The organism is Pseudomonas sichuanensis (assembly GCF_003231305.1).
GTDB lineage: Bacteria > Pseudomonadota > Gammaproteobacteria > Pseudomonadales > Pseudomonadaceae > Aquipseudomonas > Aquipseudomonas sichuanensis.
In genome coordinates, this window is record NZ_QKVM01000027.1 from 44,160 (window position 1) to 65,391 (window position 21,232).

The 21,232-nt window shown below is 65.3% G+C and carries 15 protein-coding genes; 12 read left to right on the plus strand and 3 right to left on the minus strand.

Annotated features, from left to right (window positions below):
* The first annotated feature begins 6 nt into the window (after nt 1-6).
* From DM373_RS15655 to DM373_RS15710, 10 genes are all read left to right on the plus strand, one after another.
* A complete protein-coding gene (locus DM373_RS15655; protein WP_110994439.1) occupies nt 7-1,032 on the plus strand; it encodes an Ldh family oxidoreductase in 1,026 nt (341 codons plus the stop codon).
* 238 nt (nt 1,033-1,270) lie between these two features.
* Complete coding sequence (locus DM373_RS15665; protein ID WP_110994440.1) at nt 1,271-2,470, plus strand: amino acid aminotransferase; 1,200 nt, start codon at nt 1,271-1,273, stop codon at nt 2,468-2,470.
* A 280-nt stretch (nt 2,471-2,750) separates the two neighbouring features.
* Nucleotides 2,751-4,031, plus strand: a complete 1,281-nt coding sequence (locus DM373_RS15670; protein ID WP_110994441.1) for a serine/threonine transporter — start codon at nt 2,751-2,753, stop codon at nt 4,029-4,031.
* A gap of 169 nt (nt 4,032-4,200) precedes the next feature.
* Nucleotides 4,201-4,701, plus strand: coding sequence for a thiol peroxidase (gene tpx, locus DM373_RS15675; protein ID WP_110994442.1), 501 nt, complete (start codon nt 4,201-4,203; stop codon nt 4,699-4,701).
* 207 nt (nt 4,702-4,908) lie between these two features.
* Nucleotides 4,909-6,201: an MdtA/MuxA family multidrug efflux RND transporter periplasmic adaptor subunit gene (locus DM373_RS15680; protein ID WP_110994443.1), complete on the plus strand. Its 1,293-nt coding sequence runs from the start codon at nt 4,909-4,911 to the stop codon at nt 6,199-6,201.
* Nucleotides 6,198-9,296, plus strand: a complete 3,099-nt coding sequence (locus DM373_RS15685; RefSeq protein WP_110994444.1) for an MdtB/MuxB family multidrug efflux RND transporter permease subunit — start codon at nt 6,198-6,200, stop codon at nt 9,294-9,296. Before DM373_RS15680 ends, DM373_RS15685 begins: the two co-directional genes overlap by 4 nt.
* Entirely contained in the window at nt 9,293-12,403 is a 3,111-nt protein-coding gene (locus DM373_RS15690; RefSeq protein ID WP_110994445.1) for an efflux RND transporter permease subunit, read from the plus strand. The genes DM373_RS15685 and DM373_RS15690 overlap by 4 nt, the downstream gene beginning before the upstream one ends.
* Nucleotides 12,400-13,890 (plus strand): efflux transporter outer membrane subunit, encoded by a 1,491-nt coding sequence (locus DM373_RS15695; protein WP_110994446.1) that lies wholly within the window; start codon nt 12,400-12,402, stop codon nt 13,888-13,890. The genes DM373_RS15690 and DM373_RS15695 overlap by 4 nt, the downstream gene beginning before the upstream one ends.
* Before the next feature lie 538 nt (nt 13,891-14,428).
* Entirely contained in the window at nt 14,429-15,235 is an 807-nt protein-coding gene (locus DM373_RS15705; RefSeq protein WP_110994447.1) for a substrate-binding periplasmic protein, read from the plus strand.
* Between the two features lie 124 nt (nt 15,236-15,359).
* Entirely contained in the window at nt 15,360-16,043 is a 684-nt protein-coding gene (locus DM373_RS15710; protein ID WP_110994448.1) for an alpha/beta hydrolase, read from the plus strand.
* Nucleotides 16,044-16,047: 4 nt separating this feature from the next.
* Here DM373_RS15710 and DM373_RS15715 read toward each other — a convergent pair whose 3' ends face one another.
* Nucleotides 16,048-16,335 carry a hypothetical protein gene (locus DM373_RS15715; protein WP_110994449.1) on the minus strand — a complete coding sequence of 96 codons (288 nt, stop codon included), beginning with the start codon at nt 16,333-16,335 and terminating at the stop codon, nt 16,048-16,050.
* Between the two features lie 328 nt (nt 16,336-16,663).
* Between DM373_RS15715 and DM373_RS15720 the strand changes: the two genes are divergently transcribed.
* On the plus strand, nt 16,664-18,742 hold the full coding sequence (locus DM373_RS15720; protein WP_110994450.1) for a putative bifunctional diguanylate cyclase/phosphodiesterase: 2,079 nt from the start codon (nt 16,664-16,666) through the stop codon (nt 18,740-18,742).
* On the opposite strand, the gene DM373_RS15725 is transcribed toward DM373_RS15720, so the two are convergent.
* Complete coding sequence (locus DM373_RS15725) at nt 18,739-19,002, minus strand: DUF1652 domain-containing protein (RefSeq protein ID WP_110994451.1); 264 nt, start codon at nt 19,000-19,002, stop codon at nt 18,739-18,741. The two genes, DM373_RS15720 and DM373_RS15725, sit on opposite strands and share 4 nt — an antisense overlap.
* A gap of 299 nt (nt 19,003-19,301) precedes the next feature.
* On the opposite strand from DM373_RS15725, the gene DM373_RS15730 reads away from it, so the two are divergent.
* Complete coding sequence (locus DM373_RS15730) at nt 19,302-20,531, plus strand: pyridoxal phosphate-dependent aminotransferase (RefSeq protein WP_110994452.1); 1,230 nt, start codon at nt 19,302-19,304, stop codon at nt 20,529-20,531.
* Here DM373_RS15730 and DM373_RS15735 read toward each other — a convergent pair.
* Nucleotides 20,457-21,104: a DUF1345 domain-containing protein gene (locus DM373_RS15735; RefSeq protein ID WP_110994453.1), complete on the minus strand. Its 648-nt coding sequence runs from the start codon at nt 21,102-21,104 to the stop codon at nt 20,457-20,459. The genes DM373_RS15730 and DM373_RS15735 overlap by 75 nt on opposite strands.
* Between the last annotated feature and the right edge of the window lie 128 nt (nt 21,105-21,232).

A 21,232-nucleotide genomic window follows, 5' to 3' on the forward strand; every position in this document is an offset into this window, starting at 1 on the left:
CTTCAGATGTCCGCACCGTCCACCAGCCCTGCCGTGCGCGTGCCCTTTGCCGAGCTGCAGGCGCTGCTGCAAGCGATCCTCCAACGCCATGGCTGCAGTGCAGCGGTGGCCGCCGTGCTGGCCCACAACTGCGCCAGCGCCCAGCGCGATGGCGCCCACAGCCATGGCGTGTTCCGTATTCCCGGTTACGTCTCGACCCTGGCCAGCGGCTGGGTCGATGGCAAGGCCGTGCCGCAGGTGACCGACGTGGCGTCGGGCTATGTGCGGGTCGATGCCGGCGGCGGTTTTGCCCAGCCGGCCCTGGCGGCGGCGCGCGCGCTGCTGGTGGAGAAGGCCCGCAGCGCCGGCATCGCCGTGCTGGCGATCCACAATTCGCACCACTTCGCCGCCCTGTGGCCGGATGTCGAGCCGTTTGCCGATGAAGGCCTGGTGGCACTGAGCGTGGTCAACAGCATGACCTGCGTGGTGCCCCACGGTGCGCGCAAGCCGTTGTTCGGCACCAACCCCATCGCCTTTGCCGCACCGTGCGCCGGGCACGATCCGATCGTGTTCGACATGGCCACCAGCGCCATGGCCCACGGTGACGTGCAGATTGCCGCCCGTGCCGGTCAGCAATTGCCTGAAGGCATGGGCGTGGATGCCGGCGGGCAGCCCACCATCGATCCGAAGGCCATTCTCGAAGGCGGTGCGCTGCTGCCATTCGGCGGGCACAAGGGGTCGGCGCTGTCGATGATGGTCGAGTTGCTGGCGGCGGCGCTGACCGGTGGCCACTTCTCCTGGGAATTCGACTGGTCCGGGCACCCGGGGGCGAAGACGCCGTGGACCGGGCAACTGATCATCGTGATCGACCCGAGCAAGGCCGAGGGCGAGCGCTTTGCCCAGCGCAGCCGTGAACTGGTGGAGCGGATGCAGGCGGTGGGGCTGTCGCGCATGCCGGGCGAGCGTCGCTATCGCGAGCGTGAAGTGGCCGGGCGCGAAGGGGTGGCGTTGACCGAGCAGGAGTTGGCCGGTTTGAAGGAACTGGCTGGCTGAACCGGAATTTCTCAAGCTGGCGCGATCCCTGTGGGAGCGGGCTTGCCCGCGATCACGGGCGTAGCCCGTGCCATGCATCGCGGTGTCATCTTCGCGGGTAAACCCGCTCCCACAGGGGCCAGCGTGTGCAACGGTGCATCCACCCCCTTGCACATCAGTGATGTTCCTGACGCCTGTCTGCGGGTATCCTCGCTGCAGCCTTTCCTGAACTGTCCTGATTTCCAAGGAGCTGCACGCTGTGTTCAAACATGTCGATGCCTATGCCGGCGACCCGATCCTTTCGCTGATGGAAACCTTCAAGGCCGACCCGCGCGCCAACAAGGTCAACCTGAGTATCGGCCTGTACTACGACGAAGCCGGCGTGGTGCCGCAACTGGCGGCGGTGGCTGAAGTCGAGAAACGCCTGGCCGGACAGCCCCATGAAGCGTCGCTGTACCTGCCGATGGAAGGCCTGGCTGCCTATCGCCAGGCGATCCAGGCGCTGCTGTTCGGCAGCGATCACCCGGCTGTGACCGATGGCCGTGTGGCCACCGTGCAGACCGTGGGCGGTTCTGGCGCGCTGAAAGTCGGTGCCGACTTCCTCAAACGCTACTTCCCGGGCTCGGAAGTCTGGGTGAGCAACCCGACCTGGGACAACCACCGGGCGATCTTCGAAGGGGCGGGCTTCAAGGTGCATACCTACCCGTACTTCGATTCGGCCACCCGTGGCGTCGACTTCGCCGGCATGCTGGCCACCCTGCAGACCCTGCCGGCCAACAGCGTGGTGCTGCTGCACCCGTGCTGCCACAACCCCACCGGCGTGGATCTGGACCAGCAGCAGTGGCAGCAAGTGGTCGAGGTGGTCAAGGCGCGTCAGTTGATCCCGTTCCTCGACATCGCCTACCAGGGCTTCGGCGAAGGCCTGGTCGAGGATGCCTACGCCATCCGCGAAATGGCCCGTGCCGGCGTGCCGTGCCTGGTCAGCAACTCGTTCTCGAAGATCTTCTCGCTGTACGGCGAGCGGGTAGGGGGCCTGTCGGTGGTCTGTGACGACGCCGCCACCGCGGTCAGCGTGCTCGGCCAGCTCAAGGCCACCGTGCGCCGCAACTACTCCAGCCCGCCCGCGTTCGGTGCCCAGCTGGTGGCCGGCGTGCTCGGCGATGCCGCGCTCAATGCCCAGTGGGCGGCGGAAGTGGAAGTGATGCGCAAGCGTATCCTCGACATGCGCCAAGGCCTGGTCGACCTGCTCGGCGAGCTGCTGCCGGGCCAGGACTTCCAGTTCTTCCTGCGCCAGCGCGGCATGTTCAGCTACACCGGTTTCAGCGTCGAGCAGGTGCGTCGCCTGCGTGACGAGTTCGGCGTGTACCTGATCGACAGCGGCCGGGTGTGCATGTCCGGGCTGCGTCCGGCCAACCTGCGCCAGGTGGCCGAGGCGTTCGCGGCGGTGCACAAGGGCTGAGCCCTGCGCTGAGTCAACCGGCCTTATCGCGGGGCAAGCCCGCTCCCACGCCAAACCTCATTGCATGGGGTAGCGTGGGAGCGGGCTTGCCCCGCGATGCTTTCACCCTCGTAAAACCGGGTCTCTTGTACAGACAAGTGCAACCGTCCCTCGGACGGGGCTTCCCCAAGTGCAACCTTTGCATGCACAATCGCGCCCCTCTTCCCCGGTTGAGTTGGGCGAAACGTCTATTTCGCCATTCTCAGCCTGTTGCAGTCTTGCGAGTGGAGCTTCACCCGGAATGAATGAGCAGGCCCCAAGCGTTGAACAACGCTTTGCAGAATCGACCCCCGCCACCCTTGGCAGCTGGTCGCGTCACGATACCACCTGGATGCTGGGCCTGTTCGGCACGGCCATCGGCGCCGGAACCCTGTTCCTGCCGATCAACGCCGGCCTCGGCGGCTTCTGGCCGCTGCTGATCCTCGCGGCGCTGGCGTTCCCGATGACCTACTTCGCCCACCGCGGCTTGACCCGTTTCGTGCTGTCCGGGCGTAGCGGCGGCGACATCACCCAGGTCGTGGAAGAGCACTTCGGCATCAAGGCCGGCGCACTGATCACCGTGCTGTACTTCTTCGCCATCTTCCCGATCCTGCTGATCTACAGCGTGGCCCTGACCAACACCGTCAGCAGCTTCATGGAGCACCAGCTGCACATCGCGCCGCCGCCGCGGGTGATCCTGTCGTTCGTGCTGATCCTCGGCCTGCTGGCGATCGTGCGTTGCGGTGAACAGGCCACGGTCAAGGTCATGAGCCTGCTGGTCTACCCGTTCATCGTCGCCCTGGCGCTGCTGGCCCTGTACCTGGTGCCGCACTGGACCGGCGGCATCCTCGACACCGCGTCGCAAGTGCCGTCGGGCTCTGCCTTCCTGCACACCGTGTGGCTGGCCATCCCGGTGATGGTGTTCTCGTTCAACCACTCGCCGATCATCTCGGCCTTCGCTGTCGACCAGAAGCGCCGCTACGGTGACCATGCTGACGAGCGCAGCGGCCAGATCCTGCGCCGCGCCCACCTGCTGATGGTGTTGATGGTGCTGTTCTTCGTGTTCAGCTGCGTGCTGACCCTGAGCAGCGCCCAGCTGGCCGAAGCCAAGGCGCAGAACCTGTCGATCCTGTCGTACCTGGCCAACCACTTCGACCAGCCGACCATCGCCTTTGCCGCGCCGCTGATCGCATTCATCGCCATCGCCAAGTCGTTCCTGGGCCACTACATCGGTGCCAGCGAAGGCCTCAAGGGCATGATCGTCAAGACCGGCCTGCGCCCGGGCGCCAAGGCCCTGGACCGCATGGTCGCCGCACTGATGCTGGTGGTGTGCTGGATCGTCGCTACCCTCAACCCGAGCATCCTCGGCATGATCGAGTCCCTCGGTGGCCCGATCATCGCCGTGCTGCTGTTCCTGATGCCGATGTACGCCATCCGTCGCGTGCCGTCGATGCGCAAGTACAGCGGCGCGCTGTCGAACCTGTTCGTGGTTGTGATCGGCCTGGTGGCCCTGACCTCGGTGGTATATGGCCTGATCGGCTGAAACGACCGCTTGCAATAAAGAATGTCCGGGTTGGTTGTCACCACCCGGGCATTTTTTTGTCCACAAAAATTGTCTGGCAATAGAACAATTTCATGTTTGCTTATAGGCACTTGCGCGGCTTCATGCTTAACTCAGGGTCTTTTTCAAACCCCGTATAAGGATTTTTGCCATGGCTCAAGTGACTCTCAAAGGCAACCCGGTTCAGGTCAAAGGCGAACTGCCAAAAGCCGGCGCCGCGGCTCCGGCCTTCTCCCTGGTCGCAGGCGACCTGTCCGACAAGTCGCTCAAGGACTTCGCCGGCAAGCGCAAGGTGCTGAACATCTTCCCAAGCGTCGACACCCCGACCTGCGCTACCTCGGTGCGCAAGTTCAACGCCCAGGCCAACGACGTGGCCAACACCGTGGTGCTGTGCATCTCCGCCGACCTGCCATTCGCCCAGGCACGCTTCTGCGGCGCCGAAGGCCTGGAGAACGTGAAGAACCTGTCGACCCTGCGTGGCGTGGAGTTCCTGGAGAACTACGGCGTGGCCATCGCCAGCGGCCCGCTGACCGGCCTGGCCGCCCGCGCCGTGGTGGTGCTGGACGAGAACGACAAGGTGCTGCACAGCGAGCTGGTGGGCGAGATCGCCGACGAGCCGAACTACGAGGCGGCGCTGGCTGTACTGAAGTAAGTGTTATTGGGGCTGCTGCGCAGCCCCTGCGGGTTACACCCGGTAACGGCCTGGACAACGTTCCAGGCCGTTTTCATTTAAAGTGAACTCCCTGCCCAACGTCAGCCGAAGGTAAAGCACGGGTAAAGCTCCTTTGCTAATCCGATGCCAGTGCTTATCGTTCACGCTCTTCCCGCCGTCTTTCTCTGAACAAGGTTCGTTCGTCCCATGCAAGTGTCCAATTCCCGTTCCCCCCGTCGCTGGCTGTTCGGCCTGCTGATCCTGCTGCTGGTGGCCCTGCTGGCCTGGTGGCTGTGGCCTGCAGCGCCCGTCCACAAGGAAGCGGCTGGCGGTGGCCGGCCGGGCAAAGGCATGGGCATGGGCGGGCGCCCGGGCTTCGGCGCCTCGAGCGACCCGGTGCCGGTGCGCGTTGAGCCTGTGCGTGTCGGCGACTTCCCGCTGTACTACAAGGCCCTGGGTACCGTCACCGCGACCAACACCGTCAACGTGCGCAGCCGGGTGGCCGGCGAGCTGGTCAAGATTCACTTCCAGGAAGGCCAGCAGGTCAAGGCCGGCGACCTGCTCGCCGAGATCGACTCGCGCCCGTACCGCATTGCCCTGCAGCAGGCCGAAGGCACCCTGGCGCAGAACCAGGCGCAACTGAAGAACGCCCAGGTCGACCTGGCCCGTTATAAAGGCCTGTACGCCGAAGACAGCATCGCCAAGCAGACCCTCGACACCGCCGAAGCCCAGGTGGCGCAGTTCCAAGGGTTGGTCAAGACCAACCAGGCCGCTGTCAACGATGCCCGCCTGAACCTCGATTTCACCCAGATCCGGGCACCGATCAACGGCCGCCTGGGCCTGCGCCAACTGGACCTGGGCAACCTGGTCGCCGCCAACGACACCACCGCGCTGGTGGTGATCACCCAGACCGAGCCGATCAACGTCGCCTTCACCCTGCCGGAAACCGAGCTGGACACCGTGCTTGCCCGCTACCGCAGCGGTGCCAGCCTGCCGGTCGAAGCCTGGGACCGTGGCGATCGCAAGCTCCAGGCCACCGGCGTGCTGGGCAGCCTCGACAACCAGATCGACACCACCACCGGCACCCTGAAGTTCAAGGGCACGTTCCAGAACAAGGACCACGCGCTGTTCCCCAACCAGTTCGTCAACGTGCGCCTGCTGGCCGATACCCTCAAACAGGTGGTGCTGGCCCCGGCCGCGGCGATCCAGTTCGGCAACGACGGCACCTTCGTCTACGTGGTCAACCAGGACAGCAAGGTCAACATCCGCAAGCTCAAGGTAGGGGCCAGCGATGGCCAGCACAGCGTGATCCTCGAAGGCCTGTCCGCCGGCGATCGCCTGGTGCTGGAAGGCACCGACCGCCTGCGCGAAGGCACCAAAGTCGATGTGGTCGAAGACAGCTCGCAAGTGCCCACCACCCCCGGCCAGCACCTGCAGGGCCAGGACGCCAAGGGCGCGGCACAGACCACCGGTAAATCGAGCTCCAAGGCGGGCGCATGAACCTTTCCCGCCTGTTCATCCTGCGGCCGGTCGCCACCACGCTGAGCATGCTGGCCATCGTCCTGGCCGGCCTGATTGCCTACAAGATGCTGCCGGTGGCGGCCTTGCCCCAGGTCGACTACCCGACCATCCGGGTCATGACCCTGTACCCCGGCGCCAGCCCGCAGGTGATGACCAGCGCCGTCACCGCACCGCTGGAACGCCAGTTCGGGCAGATGCCGGGCCTGGAGCAGATGGCCTCGACCAGCTCCGGTGGCGCTTCGGTGCTCACGCTGCGCTTCAACCTCGACATGAACATGGACGTTGCCGAGCAACAGGTGCAGGCCGCGATCAACGCCGCCAGCAACCTGTTGCCCAGCGACCTGCCGGCACCGCCGGTGTACAACAAGGTCAACCCGGCCGACACCCCGGTGCTGACCCTGGCGATTTCGTCGAAAACCATGCCGTTGCCCAAGCTCAACGACCTGGTCGACACCCGCGTGGCGCAGAAGATCGCCCAGATCAGCGGCGTGGGCATGGTCAGCATCGCCGGCGGCCAGCGCCAGGCCGTACGGATCAAGGTCAACGTCGATGCCCTGGCCGCCAACGGCCTGAACCTGGATGACGTGCGCACCTTGATCGGTGCGTCCAACGTCAACCAGCCCAAGGGCAACTTCGACGGCCCCACCCGGGTGTCGATGCTCGACGCCAACGACCAACTGCGCTCGCCCGAGGAATACGCCAACCTCATCCTCAAGTACGCCAACGGTGCGCCGCTGCGGCTCAAGGACGTCGCCGAGATCGTCGATGGCGCCGAAAACGAACGCCTGGCCGCCTGGGCCAACCAGAACGAGGCGGTGCTGCTGAATATCCAGCGCCAGCCCGGTGCCAATGTCATCGAAGTGGTCGACCGGATCAAGGAGCTGCTGCCGTCGATCACCGACAACCTGCCCGCCGGCCTCGACGTCATGGTCCTCACCGATCGCACCCAGACCATCCGCGCCGCCGTGCGCGACGTGCAGCACGAGCTGCTGTTCGCCATCGCCCTGGTGGTGATGGTCACGTTCCTGTTCCTGCGCCGGGTCAGCGCCACGATCATTCCGTCCATCGCCGTGCCGCTGTCGCTGATCGGCACCTTCGGGGTGATGTACCTGGCCGGGTTCTCGGTCAACAACCTCACGCTGATGGCCCTGACCATCGCCACCGGCTTCGTGGTGGACGACGCCATCGTCATGCTGGAGAACATCTCCCGGCACATCGAAGAGGGCGAGACACCCTTCCAGGCGGCGCTCAAGGGCGCCAAGCAGATCGGCTTCACCCTGATCTCGCTGACGTTTTCCTTGATCGCGGTATTGATCCCGTTGTTGTTCATGGCCGATGTGGTCGGGCGTTTGTTCCGCGAGTTCGCCATCACCCTGGCGGTGGCGATCCTGATTTCCCTGGTGGTATCGCTGACCCTGACGCCGATGATGTGCGCGCGCCTGCTCAAGCGCGAGCCCAAGGAAGAAGAGCAGGGCCGCTTCTACCGTGCCAGCGGCGCCTGGATCGACTGGCTGATCAAACACTACGGCAGCGCCCTGACCTGGGTGCTCAAGCACCAGCCGCTGACGCTGCTGGTGGCGGTGGCCACCCTGGCGCTGACCGTGATGCTGTACTTGGTGGTGCCCAAAGGCTTCTTCCCGGCCCAGGACACCGGTGTGATCCAGGGCATCTCCGAAGCTCCGCAGTCCACCTCGTTTGCCGCCATGAGCGAGCGCCAGCAGGCGCTGGCCGGGGTGATCCTCAAGGACCCGGCGGTGCAGAGCCTGTCCTCGTACATCGGCGTGGACGGCGACAACGCCACCCTCAACAGCGGCCGTCTGCTGATCAACCTCAAGCCCCACGGCGAGCGCGACGTCACCGCCAGCCAGGTGATCAACCGCCTGCAGCCACAGCTCGACCGGCTGGTGGGGATCCGCCTGTTCATGCAGCCGGTGCAGGATTTGAGCATCGAGGACCGGGTCAGCCGCACCCAATACCAGTTCAGCCTCAGTTCGCCCGACGCCGAGCTGCTCGCGCAGTGGAGCGGCAAGCTGGTGCAGGCCCTGCAGCAGCGCCCCGAATTGCAGGATGTGGCCAGTGACCTGCAGGACAAGGGCCTGCAGGTGTACCTGGTGATCGACCGTGACATGGCCAGCCGCCTGGGCATCAGCGTGTCGCAGATCACCAACGCCTTGTATGACGCCTTCGGCCAGCGGCAGATCTCGACCATCTACACCCAGGCCAGCCAGTACCGCGTGGTGCTGCAGTCGCAAACCGCTGCCAGCCTTGGCCCGCAGGCCTTGGAGTCGATCCACGTCAAGGCCAGCGACGGCGGCCAGGTGCGCCTGTCGGCGCTGGCGCGCATCGAGCAGCGCCAGGCCCAGTTGGCCATCTCGCACATCGGCCAGTTCCCGGCGGTGATGATGTCGTTCAACCTCGGCCATGGCGCGTCCCTGGGCGAGGCGGTGCAGGTGATCGAACAGGTGCAACAGGAGATCGGCATGCCGATTGGCGTGCAGACCCGCTTCCAGGGTGCCGCCGAGGCGTTCCAGGCTTCGTTGTCGAGCACCTTGCTGTTGGTCCTGGCCGCGGTGGTGACCATGTACATCGTGCTGGGGGTGCTCTATGAGAGCTATATCCACCCGGTGACCATCCTCTCCACGCTGCCCTCGGCGGCAGTGGGCGCCTTGCTGGCATTGCTGCTCAGCGGCAATGACCTGGGGATGATCGCGATCATCGGCATCATCCTGTTGATCGGCATCGTCAAGAAGAACGCGATCATGATGATCGACTTCGCCCTGGAAGCCGAGCGCCACCAGGGCATGAGCCCGCGCGATGCGATCTACCAGGCGGCGCTGCTGCGTTTCCGGCCGATCCTGATGACCACCCTGGCCGCGCTGTTCGGCGCCGTGCCATTGATGCTCGCCACCGGTTCCGGTGCCGAACTGCGCCAGCCGCTGGGCCTGGTGATGGTCGGCGGGCTGCTGGTGAGCCAGGTGCTGACCCTGTTCACCACCCCGGTGATCTACCTGTACTTCGACCGCCTGGCCCGCCGTTGGCGCCCAGCGGCTGACGCACAGCAGGCCGACGCATGAACCTGTCCGGTCCTTTCATCCGCCGGCCAGTGGCGACCATGCTGCTGAGCCTGGCGATCATGCTGCTGGGTGGGGTGAGCTTCGGCCTGTTGCCGGTTTCGCCGCTGCCGCAGATGGACTTCCCGGTGATCGTGGTCCAGGCCAGCCTGCCCGGCGCCAGCCCCGAGGTCATGGCGTCCACCGTGGCCACGCCGCTGGAGCGCAAGCTCGGTGCGATTGCCGGTGTCACCACCCTGACCAGCAGTTCCAACCAGGGCTCGACCCGGGTGATCATCGGCTTCGACCTGGGCCGTGACATCGACGGTGCCGCGCGTGAGGTGCAGGCGGCGATCAACGCCACCCGCAACCTGTTGCCCAGTGGCATGCGCAGCATGCCCACGTACAAGAAGATCAACCCGTCGCAAGCGCCGATCATGGTGCTGTCGCTGACCTCCTCAGTGCTGTCCAAGGGGCAGTTGTACGACCTGGCCGACACCATCCTGTCCCAGAGCCTGTCCCAGGTCAGCGGGGTAGGGGAGGTGCAGATCGGCGGCAGTTCGCTGCCCGCCGTGCGCATCGAGCTGGAGCCACAGCTGCTCAACCAGTACAACCTGGCCCTGGACGATGTGCGCACCGCCGTGGCCAACGCCAACCAGCGCCGGCCCATGGGTTTTGTCGAGGACAAGGAACGCAACTGGCAGGTGCGCGCCAACGATCAGTTGGAGAAAGCCGAAGACTACAAGCCGATCGTGATTCGCCAGCAGAACGGCGCGATCCTGCGCCTGTCCGACGTGGCCAAGGTCACCGATGGCGTGGAGAACCGCTACAACAGCGGCTTCTTCAACGATGAGAGCGCGGTGCTGCTGGTGGTCAACCGCCAGTCCGGCGCCAACATCATCCAGACCGTCGAGCAGATCAAGGCCGAGCTGCCGGCCCTGCAGTCGCTGCTGCCGGCCAGCGTCAAGCTGGACGTGGCCATGGACCGCTCGCCGGTGATCAAGGCCACCCTCAAGGAGGCCGAGCACACCCTGCTGATCGCCGTGGCGCTGGTGATACTGGTGGTGTACCTGTTCCTCGGCAACTTCCGCGCCTCGCTGATTCCAAGCCTGGCCGTGCCGGTGTCGCTGGTGGGCACCTTTGCGGTGATGTACCTGTGCGGCTTCTCGCTGAACAACCTGTCGCTGATGGCGCTGATCCTGGCCACCGGCCTGGTGGTGGACGATGCCATCGTGGTGCTGGAGAACATCTCCCGGCATATCGAGAACGGTGAGAACCCCATGCGCGCCGCCTACAAGGGTGCGCAGGAGGTCGGGTTCACCCTGCTGTCGATGAACGTCTCGCTGGTGGCGGTGTTCGTGTCGATCCTGTTCATGGGCGGCATCGTGCGCGGCCTGTTCAAGGAGTTCTCGATCACCCTGGCGGCGGCGATCATCGTCTCGTTGGTGGTGTCGCTGACGCTTACGCCGATGCTCTGTTCGCGCTGGTTGAAGGTGCATGGCCCGCAGCAGCAGACCCGCTTGCAGCGCTTCAGCGACCGCATCCACCAGCGCATGGTCGCCGGTTACGATCGCAGCCTGGGCTGGGCGCTGCGCCACAAACGCCTGACGCTGTTCAGCCTGCTGGCCACCATCGGTCTCAACGTCGCCCTGTATGTGGTGGTGCCCAAGACGCTGATGCCACAGCAGGACACCGGCCAGCTGCAGGGTTTCGTCCGTGGCGACGATGGCCTGTCGTTCAGCGTGATGCAGCCGAAGATGGAGATCTACCGCCGGGCGCTGCTCAAGGACCCGGCCGTGGAGAGCGTCGCCGGCTTCATCGGCGGCAACAGCGGCACCAACAACGCCTTCATACTGGTGCGGCTCAAGCCCATCACCCAGCGCAAGGAAAATGCGCAAAAGGTCATCGAACGCCTGCGCAAGGAAATGCCCAAGGTGCCCGGCGGCCGGTTGTTCCTGATGGCCGACCAGGACTTGCAACTGGGCGGTGGTGGCCGCGACCAGAGTACTTCGCAGTACCTCTACACCCTGCAGAGCGGTGACCTGGCCGCCTTGCGCGAGTGGTTCCCGAAGGTGGCCGCCGAGCTGCGCAAGCTGCCCGAACTGACCGCCATCGATGCCCGCGACGGCGCCGGCACCCAGCAGGTGACCCTGGTGGTGGACCGTGACCAGGCCAAGCGCCTGGGCATCGACATGAGCATGGTCACCTCGGTGCTCAACAACGCCTACAGCCAGCGGCAGATCTCGACCATCTACGACAGCCTCAACCAGTATCAGGTGGTGCTGGAGATCAACCCCAAGTACGCCTGGGACCCGAGCACCCTGGAGCAGGTGCAGGTGATCACCGCCGACGGTGCCCGTGTGCCGCTGTCCAGCTTTGCCCGTTACGAGAACAGCTTGGCCAACGACCGCGTCAGCCACGAAGGCCAGTTCGCCTCCGAAGACATCTCGTTCGACGTGGCCGAAGGCTACAGCACCGACCAGGCCCTGGCTGCGCTGGAACGTGCGGTGGCCAGGCTGGGTTTGCCGGAATCGGTGATCGCCAAGCTGGGTGGTACTGCCAATGCCTTCACCAAGACCACCGAAGGCCAGCCGCTGATGATCCTCGGCGCCCTGGTGCTGGTGTACCTGGTGCTGGGCATTCTCTACGAGAGCTACATCCACCCGCTGACCATTCTGTCCACGCTGCCTTCGGCCGGCGTCGGCGGATTGCTCGCGCTGTACCTGACCGGCGGCGAATTCAGCCTGATCTCGCTGCTGGGGTTGTTCCTGCTGATCGGCGTGGTGAAGAAGAACGCCATCCTGATGATCGACCTGGCCCTGCAGCTGGAGCGCAACGACGGCCTGTCGCCCGAAGAGTCGATCCGCCGCGCCTGCCTGCTGCGCCTGCGGCCGATCCTGATGACCACCCTGGCCGCCATCCTCGGCGCACTGCCGCTGTTGCTCAGCCAGGCCGAAGGCGCCGAAATGCGCCAGCCGCTGGGCCTGACCATCATCGGCGGCCTGGTCTTCAGCCAGATGCTCACCCTGTACACGACGCCTGTGGTCTACCTCTATCTCGACCGCCTGCGCCACCGTTTCAACCGTTGGCGCGGCGTGCGCACCGACGCTGCCCTGGATACCCCGCTATGAACTTTGCCCATACCCGCCTGCACCGTGCCCTCATGCGCCTGACCCAGGGGCGCGGCTCGCGCCTGGTTGGCGCCGGGCTGTGCGTGGCGATGCTCAGCGCCTGTACCCTGAGCCCCGACTACCACCGTCCAGCGTTGAGCACCCCGGCGCAGTTCAAGCAGGCCGAAGGCTGGACCCAGGCCAAACCGTCCGACGCCATCGCCCGCGGCGCCTGGTGGGAGATCTACGGCGACGCGCAGCTCAATACGCTGGTCGAGGAGCTCAACCGCAGCAACCAGACCGTTGCGCAATCCGCGGCCCAATACCGCCAGGCCCAGGCCCTGGTGCGCAGCAGCCGCGCCTCGCTGTTCCCCTCGCTGGACCTGTCCGTTGGCAAGACCCGGTCGGCCCAGGGCACCGGCAGCTCCAGCTCCAGCCTGTCGAACAACAGCAGCGGTATCCGCGACACCTACAACGCCCAGCTTGGCGTCAGCTGGGAGATCGACCTATGGGGCAAGTTGCGCGAAACCCTGAATGCCAATGAAGCCAGCGCCCAGGCCAGCCTCGCCGACCTGGCCGCGATCCGCCTCAGCCAGCAGTCGGAGCTGGTGCAGAACTACCTGCAACTGCGGGTGATCGATGCGCAGAAACGCCTGCTCGAAGCTACCGTCGCCGCTTATGAGCGTTCATTGAAAATGAACGAAAACCAGTACCGCGCCGGCGTGGCCGGGCCGGACGCCGTGGCCCAGGCCCGCACCCAGCTCAAGAGCACCCAGGCCGACCTGATCGACCTGGCCTGGCAGCGGGCGCAGTACGAGAACGCCATCGCGGTGCTGATGGGCAAGGCGCCGGCCGACTTTGCCCTGGCCGCGACCGAGGCGATTCCGGCGTTGCCGGATATTCCGGTGGCGCTGCCGTCGCAGTTGCTGGAGCGTCGCCCGGATATCGCCTCGGCCGAGCGCAAGGTCATGGCTGCCAACTCGAACATCGGAGTGTCCCGCGCGGCCTACTTCCCCGACCTGTCGCTGAGCATGAGCGGCGGGTATTCCAGCAGCAGCTTCAACAACTGGATCGAGTTGCCCAACCGCTACTGGTCCGTGGGGCCGCAGTTGGCATTGACACTGTTTGATGCCGGCAAGCGCAGCGCCGAAGTGGACCGCACCGTGGCTGTGTACGACCAGACCGTGGCCCAGTACCGGCAGACCGTGCTGGATGGGTTCAAGGAGGTCGAGAATTACCTGGTGCAGCTCAAGGTGTACGGCGACGAGGCCGTGGTGCGCCAGGAAGCACTGGATGCGGCGCGCGAGTCGTTGCGCCTGACCGAGAACCAGTACAAGGCCGGGTTGATCGGCTACCTGGATGTGGTGAGCGTGCAGACTACGGCGCTGAGCAATGAGCGCAGTGTGCTGACGCTGCTGCAGGGGCGGTTGTTGGCGAGTGTGCAGTTGATTGCGGCATTGGGTGGCGGTTGGGACGAGCAGCAGGCGCTGGCGGACCAAGGGGACTGAGTTGATCGCAGTAAAGGGACTGCTTCCTGGTGCATGACGGGCGAGCGGCAGCGACTTCGAGATCGAGCGCCGCCCACGCGGCGCATCGCTGGCAAGCCAGCTCCCACATCTGTTTCGGGCCAGTCACTCCTGCAAGCTCATCACTGTACGCCTTGTTGGCCCGACTCGATTTTTAGGTGCGCACTGATGACGCTGCGCCAGACTCAAGACATGCGCCAAGGCGCGCAGCGGTACCTTCACAGGAATAATTGGCCCGAAACAGATGTGGGAGCTGGCTTGCCAGCGATGCGCCGCGCGGGCGGCGCTCGATCTCATAGGCGCCAAACCTCTAAAGGTGAACACCTCGCAGCCCCCCCAGACCCACCAAATGCAGAAACCCCCGCCAATCCAAATGAGTGCGTGGCGATCTGCCATTTCTGGTGCACACTGTATCGGGCCCGTTTGACTTACTGCTAATGCAGTTTGGGCACTTTGACCAGGTCGGAGCATGGAGCGCCCAGGCCATATCTGTCAGGTACGCAGGAGCGAGAGGGTCGCAATGAGCGCACAACGTCGGTATCGGTCGGTGTTATGGCTCGCCTTGGCCTTGCTGCCAACCTTCACCCTTGCCGATGAGCCGTGCCGGCAACTGACCGCCACCGGCAACCCGGAATACCCACCTTACCTCTGGCGCGATCCAAGCAACCCCCAGCAACTGATCGGTGCCAATGCCGACCTGCTCAAGCACGTGGCCAACGAGCTCGGGCTGGCGGTGCAGATCCTCTACACCGGCCCCTGGTCGCGGGCCCAGGAAGAGCTGAACACCGGGCGCATCGACCTGATGGCCGGCTACTTTCATACCCAGGCCCGGGAGCAGTGGGTCGATTTCGTCAGCCCGCCGTTCCTGTTCAACTCCAGTGTGGTCTGGGTTCGCAAGGGCGAAGGCTTTGCCTATAGCGACTGGTCCGACCTGAAGGGCCGGCGCGGTGGAACCTTGGTCAACAACAGCCATGGTCAGGCCTTTGACGACTATGCCCGCGCGCAACTCAGCCTCGAGGCGGTGCCCAGCGCCACCCAGGCCTTCGAGAAGCTGCTGCGCAAACGCAATGACTACGTGATTTTCGAACGCTATCCGGGCCTTGCCCTGGCCCGTACGCTGGGCAAGGAACAGCAACTGGAGGTACTGGAGCCGCCGATCTCCAGCGAAGGGCTGTACCTGGCGCTGTCGCGCAAGTCCTCCTGCAACACGCCCGAACTGCGTGAGCAACTGGCGCTCAAGCTCAAGTCGCTGGCCGCAGGGCCGCTTCCAGAGCAACTGATGACGCAGAACCTGGAACGCTGGAAACGTCAGCAAACCGGGGAGTGAAGCAGCGCTTTGGTCATGAGCAGGGCTGGCGCCTGCCACCTTTCATCTAAAGCGTGGCTGGCGGTCGCCTATGCTGTTTCAGCGACATCCAAGTCCCTCGATCACCCAGCGAAGAGGCAAACCCATGAGTACCAGGCCTACAGTCGTTCTCGTCCACGGTTTCTGGGGCGGCGCCGCCCATTGGGGCAGGGTGATCGTCGAACTGTCACGCAGAGGGATCAGTGACTTGAGGGCCGTGGAGCTGCCGTTGACTTCCCTGGCCGATGACGCTGAGCGCACGCGCAAGATGGTCGCGCAGGTGCAGGGGCCGGTACTGCTGGTGGGGCATTCCTACGGCGGCGCGGTCATCACCGAGGCGGGTAACGCGGCGAACGTGATGGGGTTGGTCTACATCGCTGCCTTCGCACCCGATGCCGGGGAGAGCCCCGGCGGCCTGACGCAACAGCACCTGCCGGTGGCGGCGCCGAACCTTGAGCCGGACAGCGACGGCTACCTGTGGATCAAGGCCGACAAGTTCCACGAGAGCTTCTGCCAGGACCTGTCGACTGACGATGCACTGGTGATGGCGGTGACGCAGAAGGCGCCGCTGGCCAGTACCTTTGGCGACAACATCAGCAACCCGGCGTGGCGGCACAAGCCCTCGTGGTACCAGATCTCCAGTCAGGACCACATGATTGCACCGGCCAACCAGCAGATGATGTCGGCGCGGCTGAAGGCGCGCAAGGTCATCACCCTGGACGCCAGCCATGCCTCGCTGGCGTCCCACCCGCGGGAGGTTGCGGCACTGATCGAGGAAGCACTCGGTTAGCCGTTCAGCTCTTGCACTTGGCCAGCACCACCTGGCAGGTCTTCGGCGCACCGCCCGAGCGGCCGGCATAGCGCATGCAGCTGTCCAGCGACTTGCGGCTGGCCGTGGCCAGGGTCGGGCCGAACGCCAGGCCGCCTTCGCCGCTGCTGGGCATGGCCTTGGCGTAACAGTTGGAGCCCTGGGCGGCGTAGCGGGTACTGGCATGTTTGCTCGAGCAGCCGGCTGTGAGCGCCAGGCTCAGGGCGAGCAGGGGGAGGGCGAGCAAGGGTATGTGCCCGGACCGGGTGGCCATCGTGAGCTCCTGAAACAGTGGTGGAAGGTTGTGGCGGCTTGTACAGATTAGCTGGCGTCGCTTCGCTTGGCGCGTGCTCGAGGGTGCCCGAGCAACGCCGTCTCGTTCAAGCCCGGCAATGGCGAATGATTATGGCAGTGGGGCAACAGACGACAAGTGGCAATCTGCCGGTATCTGCCCATCAAAAGGCTCTAGCTCAGCTATTACGCTGCTTTCGGCCAGTCATTGGATCCATTCTCGTTCGTGAAAACCCCGTGCGTTTCGTCAAAGCTTGAGTACAATCATCGGCTTTTCCGGGCACCCCTTCGCCCTGCTCCTGGAAGTGCAAATGCTGATCGGTAGTTACTCCTCCTCGCTGGTGTTGATCTCGCTGTGCGTGGCCATTCTTGCCTCTTATACGGCCCTCGATCTGACCGGGCGCATCGCCACGGCCAAAGGGCGTGCGGTGCATCTGTGGATGGGGGGTGGGGCACTGGCCATGGGCATCGGCATCTGGTCGATGCACTTCATCGGCATGCTCGCCTTCAGCCTGCCGATCAGCCTGGGTTACGACACCGCGCTGACGGCGCTGTCCCTGCTGATCGCGGTGCTGTCGTCGGGCTTTGCCCTGTGGCTGGTGAGCCAGCCGAAGTTGCCGTGGCTGCAGCTGGGCTTCGGTGCGCTGATCATGGGCACCGGCATCGCCTGCATGCACTACATGGGCATGGCCGCGCTGCGCATGCAGCCTGGGATCGACTATGACCCGACCCTGTTCGGCGCCTCCCTGGCCATAGCGGTAGGCGCATCGGCTGCGGCGCTGTGGATCGCCTTCCGTCTGCGCCAGCACACCCCGTATGTACGGCAGGTGCGTGGTGTGGCGGCGGTGGTGATGGGTATCGCCATCGTCGGCATGCACTACACCGGCATGGCGGCGGCGAACTTCCCCGAGGGCAGTTTCTGCGGTGCGCTGGCCGATGGCCTGGCGGGCGATGGCCTCGATTACCTAGTACTGATCACCACCCTGGCGGTGTTGGCCGTGGCCCTGCTCACTTCGGTGCTGGACGCGCGTCTGGAAGCGCGCACGGCGGAGCTGGCGCGTTCGCTGACGCTGGCCAACCAGGAACTCACCCAACTGGCCCTGCATGACACCCTCACCGGGCTGCCCAACCGCACATTGCTGGCCGACCGCATCGAGCAAGCCATGGGCCGGGTGGCGGAGCAGGGCGGCTGCTTCGCCCTGATGTTCATCGACCTGGACGGTTTCAAACCGGTCAACGATGCCTTTGGCCACCATATCGGCGACCTGTTGCTCAAGGCGGTGGCGGCGCGCTTGCGCGGCCACCTGCACAGCCAGGACACCCTGGCGCGTATCGGCGGTGACGAGTTCGTGCTGCTGGTCGAGCTTGGCGAGCCGGACGATGCCATGAACGTCGCGGCCAAGCAGGTCAACCTGATGGCCAAGCCGTTCCGGGTGGCCGAGCATGACCTGATGCTGTCGGCCAGCCTGGGCATCGTGCTCTACCCAGGCAACGGCCTGGATCAGCATGAGCTGCTGCGCAACGCCGACGCCGCGATGTACCACGCCAAGAGTGCCGGCAAGAACGGCTACAGCTTCTTCGACGCGTCGATGAACAGTAACGCGCGCCAGCAGCTGCAATTGCTGCAGGACTTGCGCACGGCGCTGGAGCATGGCCAGTTCCGCCTGCATTACCAGCCCAAGTTCGACGCCGTCGCGCGCCAACCCATCGGCGCCGAGGCACTGCTGCGCTGGGAGCACCCGCAACATGGCCTGATGCTGCCGGACCGCTTTATCGGCCTTGCCGAAAAGACCGGGCTGATCATCCCCATCGGCGAGTGGGTGCTGGGCGAGGCCTGCCGGCAGATGCGTCAATGGTTGGGCGAGGGGCGGGAGGACTGGCGTATCGCGGTCAACCTGTCGGCGATCCAGTTCTGCCATGCCGGGCTGGTCGACAGCGTCGCCCAGGCCCTCGCCGATAACGGCCTGCCGGCCAACCGGCTGACCCTGGAAATCACCGAAACCACCGCCATGCGCGACGCCGATGCCAGCCTGATGGTGCTGCAGCGCCTATCGGACATGGGCGTGGACCTGTCCATCGATGATTTCGGCACTGGTTATTCCAGCCTGATGTACCTCAAGCGCCTGCCGGCCAACGAGCTGAAGATCGACCGAGGGTTCGTCCGTGACCTGGAGCAGGACAGCGATGACGCGGCGATCGTCTCGGCCATCGTTGCGCTGGGCCAGGCACTGGGGTTGCGGATCGTCGCCGAGGGGGTGGAAACGGACCGCCAGCAGGATTTCCTGACCCGACTGGGCTGCGACTCGCTGCAGGGTTACCTGCTGGGGCAGCCGGTACCGCCCGAGCAGTTCATGAACGGGCTGGACACGCGGCGTGAGACGGTAGGCTAGACCGCGTCGCGCAGCGGGTTGAAGCGCAGGTCGAAGGTCTCCATCTCGGCCTCTACCGCTTCGATGATGCGCTCGACATCGGTGGCGGCCATGATTGCCGCGCAGGGGATGCCGGCGATGGCCAGCAGGGTTTCACCGCTGGCGCGGTCGAAAAGCCGGGCGACCATGCTGCGTGGCGCATCCATGCTGGCTTCGAAACCCAGAGGATGGAAATGCCAACGCATCACCTGGCAGGCGTTGGGGAACGTCATCTTGTTCATGCCAGCCTCCTTGTTCGTTGCTGAACGGGGTGATGTCGAAGTTTGAAGTCAGACAGGCCTTACCTGGCCGTCGGAATCTAACCATAGCAGTCGCCACGGCAACGTTCCGCGCAAAACATGACAAATGTGTTAATGCATGACGGCCGTCACAGTGGCCTGTTGACGACCGGCTGGCGGCCGACGGCCTGGGCAAACGTTTTCCCGCAAGGGGTGGGGGCTGACGCCGGTGCCTGCTCTGCTATGTTTACCGACAGCGCGTTTCGGACCAGCGGCGCTGCCGGGCAGACAGGGAGACAGTCATGCGTTACGCCACGCTCACCCAACGTATCGCCGGCGACGCGGCTGCCGCCTGGGACATCCACTACCAGGCCCAGGCCCTGCGCAAGCAAGGCCGCGAGGTCTTCCTGCTGTCGGTGGGCGACCCGGATTTCGATACCCCCGCAGCGGTGGTTGAAACCGCCGTGAGCAGCCTGCGCCGGGGCGACACCCATTACAGCGATGTGCGCGGCAGCCTGGCCCTGCGCGAGGCGATCGTGCGCCAGCGCCGACTGGCGCTGCACCCGGACCAGGTGGTGGTCACCGCTGGTGCCCAATGCGCCCTGTACACCACCTTCCAGTGCCTGTTCGAAGCCGGTGACGAAGTGATCGTCGCCGAGCCCATGTATGTCACTTATCACGGCGTGTTCGGTGCTTGCGGGGCGCAGGCGGTGCAGGTGGCCGTGCGGCCGGAGCAGGGGTTTCGCCTCGACCCCGAGGCGGTGGCCCGGGCCATCACCCCGCGTACCCGCGGGTTGCTGCTCAACAGCCCGCACAACCCTACCGGTGCGGTGATCCCTTTGGCAGACCTGCGCCGTCTGGCGCAATTGTGCCGCAAGCATGACCTGTGGCTGGTGTGCGACGAGGTCTACCGGGGTCTGCTGTATGAAGGCGAGGCGCCCAGCCCGTTGGGCCTGCCGGGCATGGCCGAGCGCTGCGTGGTGATCGACAGCCTGTCCAAGACCCATGCCATGAGCGGCTGGCGGATTGGCTGGGTGATCGGGCCGCCGGCGCTGGCCGAGCACCTGAGCAACCTGGCGATGGCGATGCTGTTCGGCCTGCCGGAGTTCGTGATGCAGGCCGCTTGCGTGGCGCTGCAGCAGCAACTGCCCGAAGTGGCGTGCATGCGCGAGGCTTACCGCCAGCGGCGCGATCGGGTGTGCGCGGTGCTCGAAGGCTGCCCAGGCGTGCAGCCCCACCGGCCGGCCGGGGGCATGTTCGTGATGCTCGACATTCGCGCCACCGGGCTCAGCGCCCAGGCCTTCGCCCAGCGCCTGCTCGACGAGCAAGGCGTGGCGCTGCTGCCTGGAGATGCCTTCGGGCCGAGCGCTGCCGGGCATGTACGTCTGGGCCTGGTGCTGGACGCCGAGGTGCTGGAGCAGGTATGCCGACGGATCGCCGCCTGTGCGCGGCGCCTGCTAGCCGAGCAGGCCGGCGGCGATGTTGATGGTGAAACCGAGGATCGCCGTGTTGAACACGAAGCCTACCAATGAGTGGGCCAGCACCACCCGGCGCATGGCGCGCCCGCCGACCCCCACGTCCGAGGTCTGCACGGCGACGCTGATGGTGAACGAGAAATAGTGGAAGTCCCAGTAGTCCGGGTTGCGCTCGCCATCGGCGAAACGCAGCGGTGGTTCGTGGCAGTTGCCGGTGTAGAACAGCCGAGCGTAGTGCAGGCTGAAGATGCAGCCGATCATCAGCCATGAGCCGGCAACGGTGAGGCCGGTGTACAGGTAGTGCAGGGCCAGGGCGTTGCCCGCAAGCCCCCGGCTTGAAACCAGCTGCAGGGTCACCGCGGCGAGGCTGGCGATGGCGGCGACGCTCACGGCGACCAGCACCAGGCCGGCGTTTTCGTCCTCGACGCGGGCCACCTTGCGCACCCTGTCGGGCGTGGCCCGCAGGCTGAGCCAGAGGACCATCAGCAGGTACAGCCAGACCCCGAGGTTCCAGCCGGCGAGGATGTGCTGCACGGTGTCGTCGGCCGGGATCAGCCAGGCGCCGGCAAGGCCGGCCAAGGTGGCGAGGGTGAGACGGGGGTGGGTACGGGTCAGGTGGTGGAAGGCCATGCGGTCTCGTTGTTGGAGAAGGATGCCGTTCAACTGTAGTCCACTCTGCTGCCCTTGGCGGTTCGGCGCTCCCACAGTGGAAGCACTTCTTGATCTATACGCTGTACCTGTGGGCGCGGGCTTGCCCG

Bases quoted from the DNA above. Each gene is read 5' to 3' on its own strand.
- DM373_RS15730 (WP_110994452.1), top strand. From the start codon at position 19,302: ATGCGTTACGCCACGCTCACCCAACGTATCGCCGGCGACGCGGCTGCC.
- DM373_RS15685 (WP_110994444.1), top strand. From the start codon at position 6,198: ATGAACCTTTCCCGCCTGTTCATCCTGCGGCCGGTCGCCACCACGCTG.
- DM373_RS15680 (WP_110994443.1), top strand. From the start codon at position 4,909: ATGCAAGTGTCCAATTCCCGTTCCCCCCGTCGCTGGCTGTTCGGCCTG.
- tpx (WP_110994442.1), top strand. From the start codon at position 4,201: ATGGCTCAAGTGACTCTCAAAGGCAACCCGGTTCAGGTCAAAGGCGAA.
- DM373_RS15690 (WP_110994445.1), top strand. From the start codon at position 9,293: ATGAACCTGTCCGGTCCTTTCATCCGCCGGCCAGTGGCGACCATGCTG.
- DM373_RS15715 (WP_110994449.1), bottom strand. From the start codon at position 16,335: ATGGCCACCCGGTCCGGGCACATACCCTTGCTCGCCCTCCCCCTGCTC.
- DM373_RS15720 (WP_110994450.1), top strand. From the start codon at position 16,664: ATGCTGATCGGTAGTTACTCCTCCTCGCTGGTGTTGATCTCGCTGTGC.
- DM373_RS15670 (WP_110994441.1), top strand. From the start codon at position 2,751: ATGAATGAGCAGGCCCCAAGCGTTGAACAACGCTTTGCAGAATCGACC.
- DM373_RS15725 (WP_110994451.1), bottom strand. From the start codon at position 19,002: ATGAACAAGATGACGTTCCCCAACGCCTGCCAGGTGATGCGTTGGCAT.
- DM373_RS15695 (WP_110994446.1), top strand. From the start codon at position 12,400: ATGAACTTTGCCCATACCCGCCTGCACCGTGCCCTCATGCGCCTGACC.
- DM373_RS15705 (WP_110994447.1), top strand. From the start codon at position 14,429: ATGAGCGCACAACGTCGGTATCGGTCGGTGTTATGGCTCGCCTTGGCC.
- DM373_RS15735 (WP_110994453.1), bottom strand. From the start codon at position 21,104: ATGGCCTTCCACCACCTGACCCGTACCCACCCCCGTCTCACCCTCGCC.
- DM373_RS15710 (WP_110994448.1), top strand. From the start codon at position 15,360: ATGAGTACCAGGCCTACAGTCGTTCTCGTCCACGGTTTCTGGGGCGGC.
- DM373_RS15655 (WP_110994439.1), top strand. From the start codon at position 7: ATGTCCGCACCGTCCACCAGCCCTGCCGTGCGCGTGCCCTTTGCCGAG.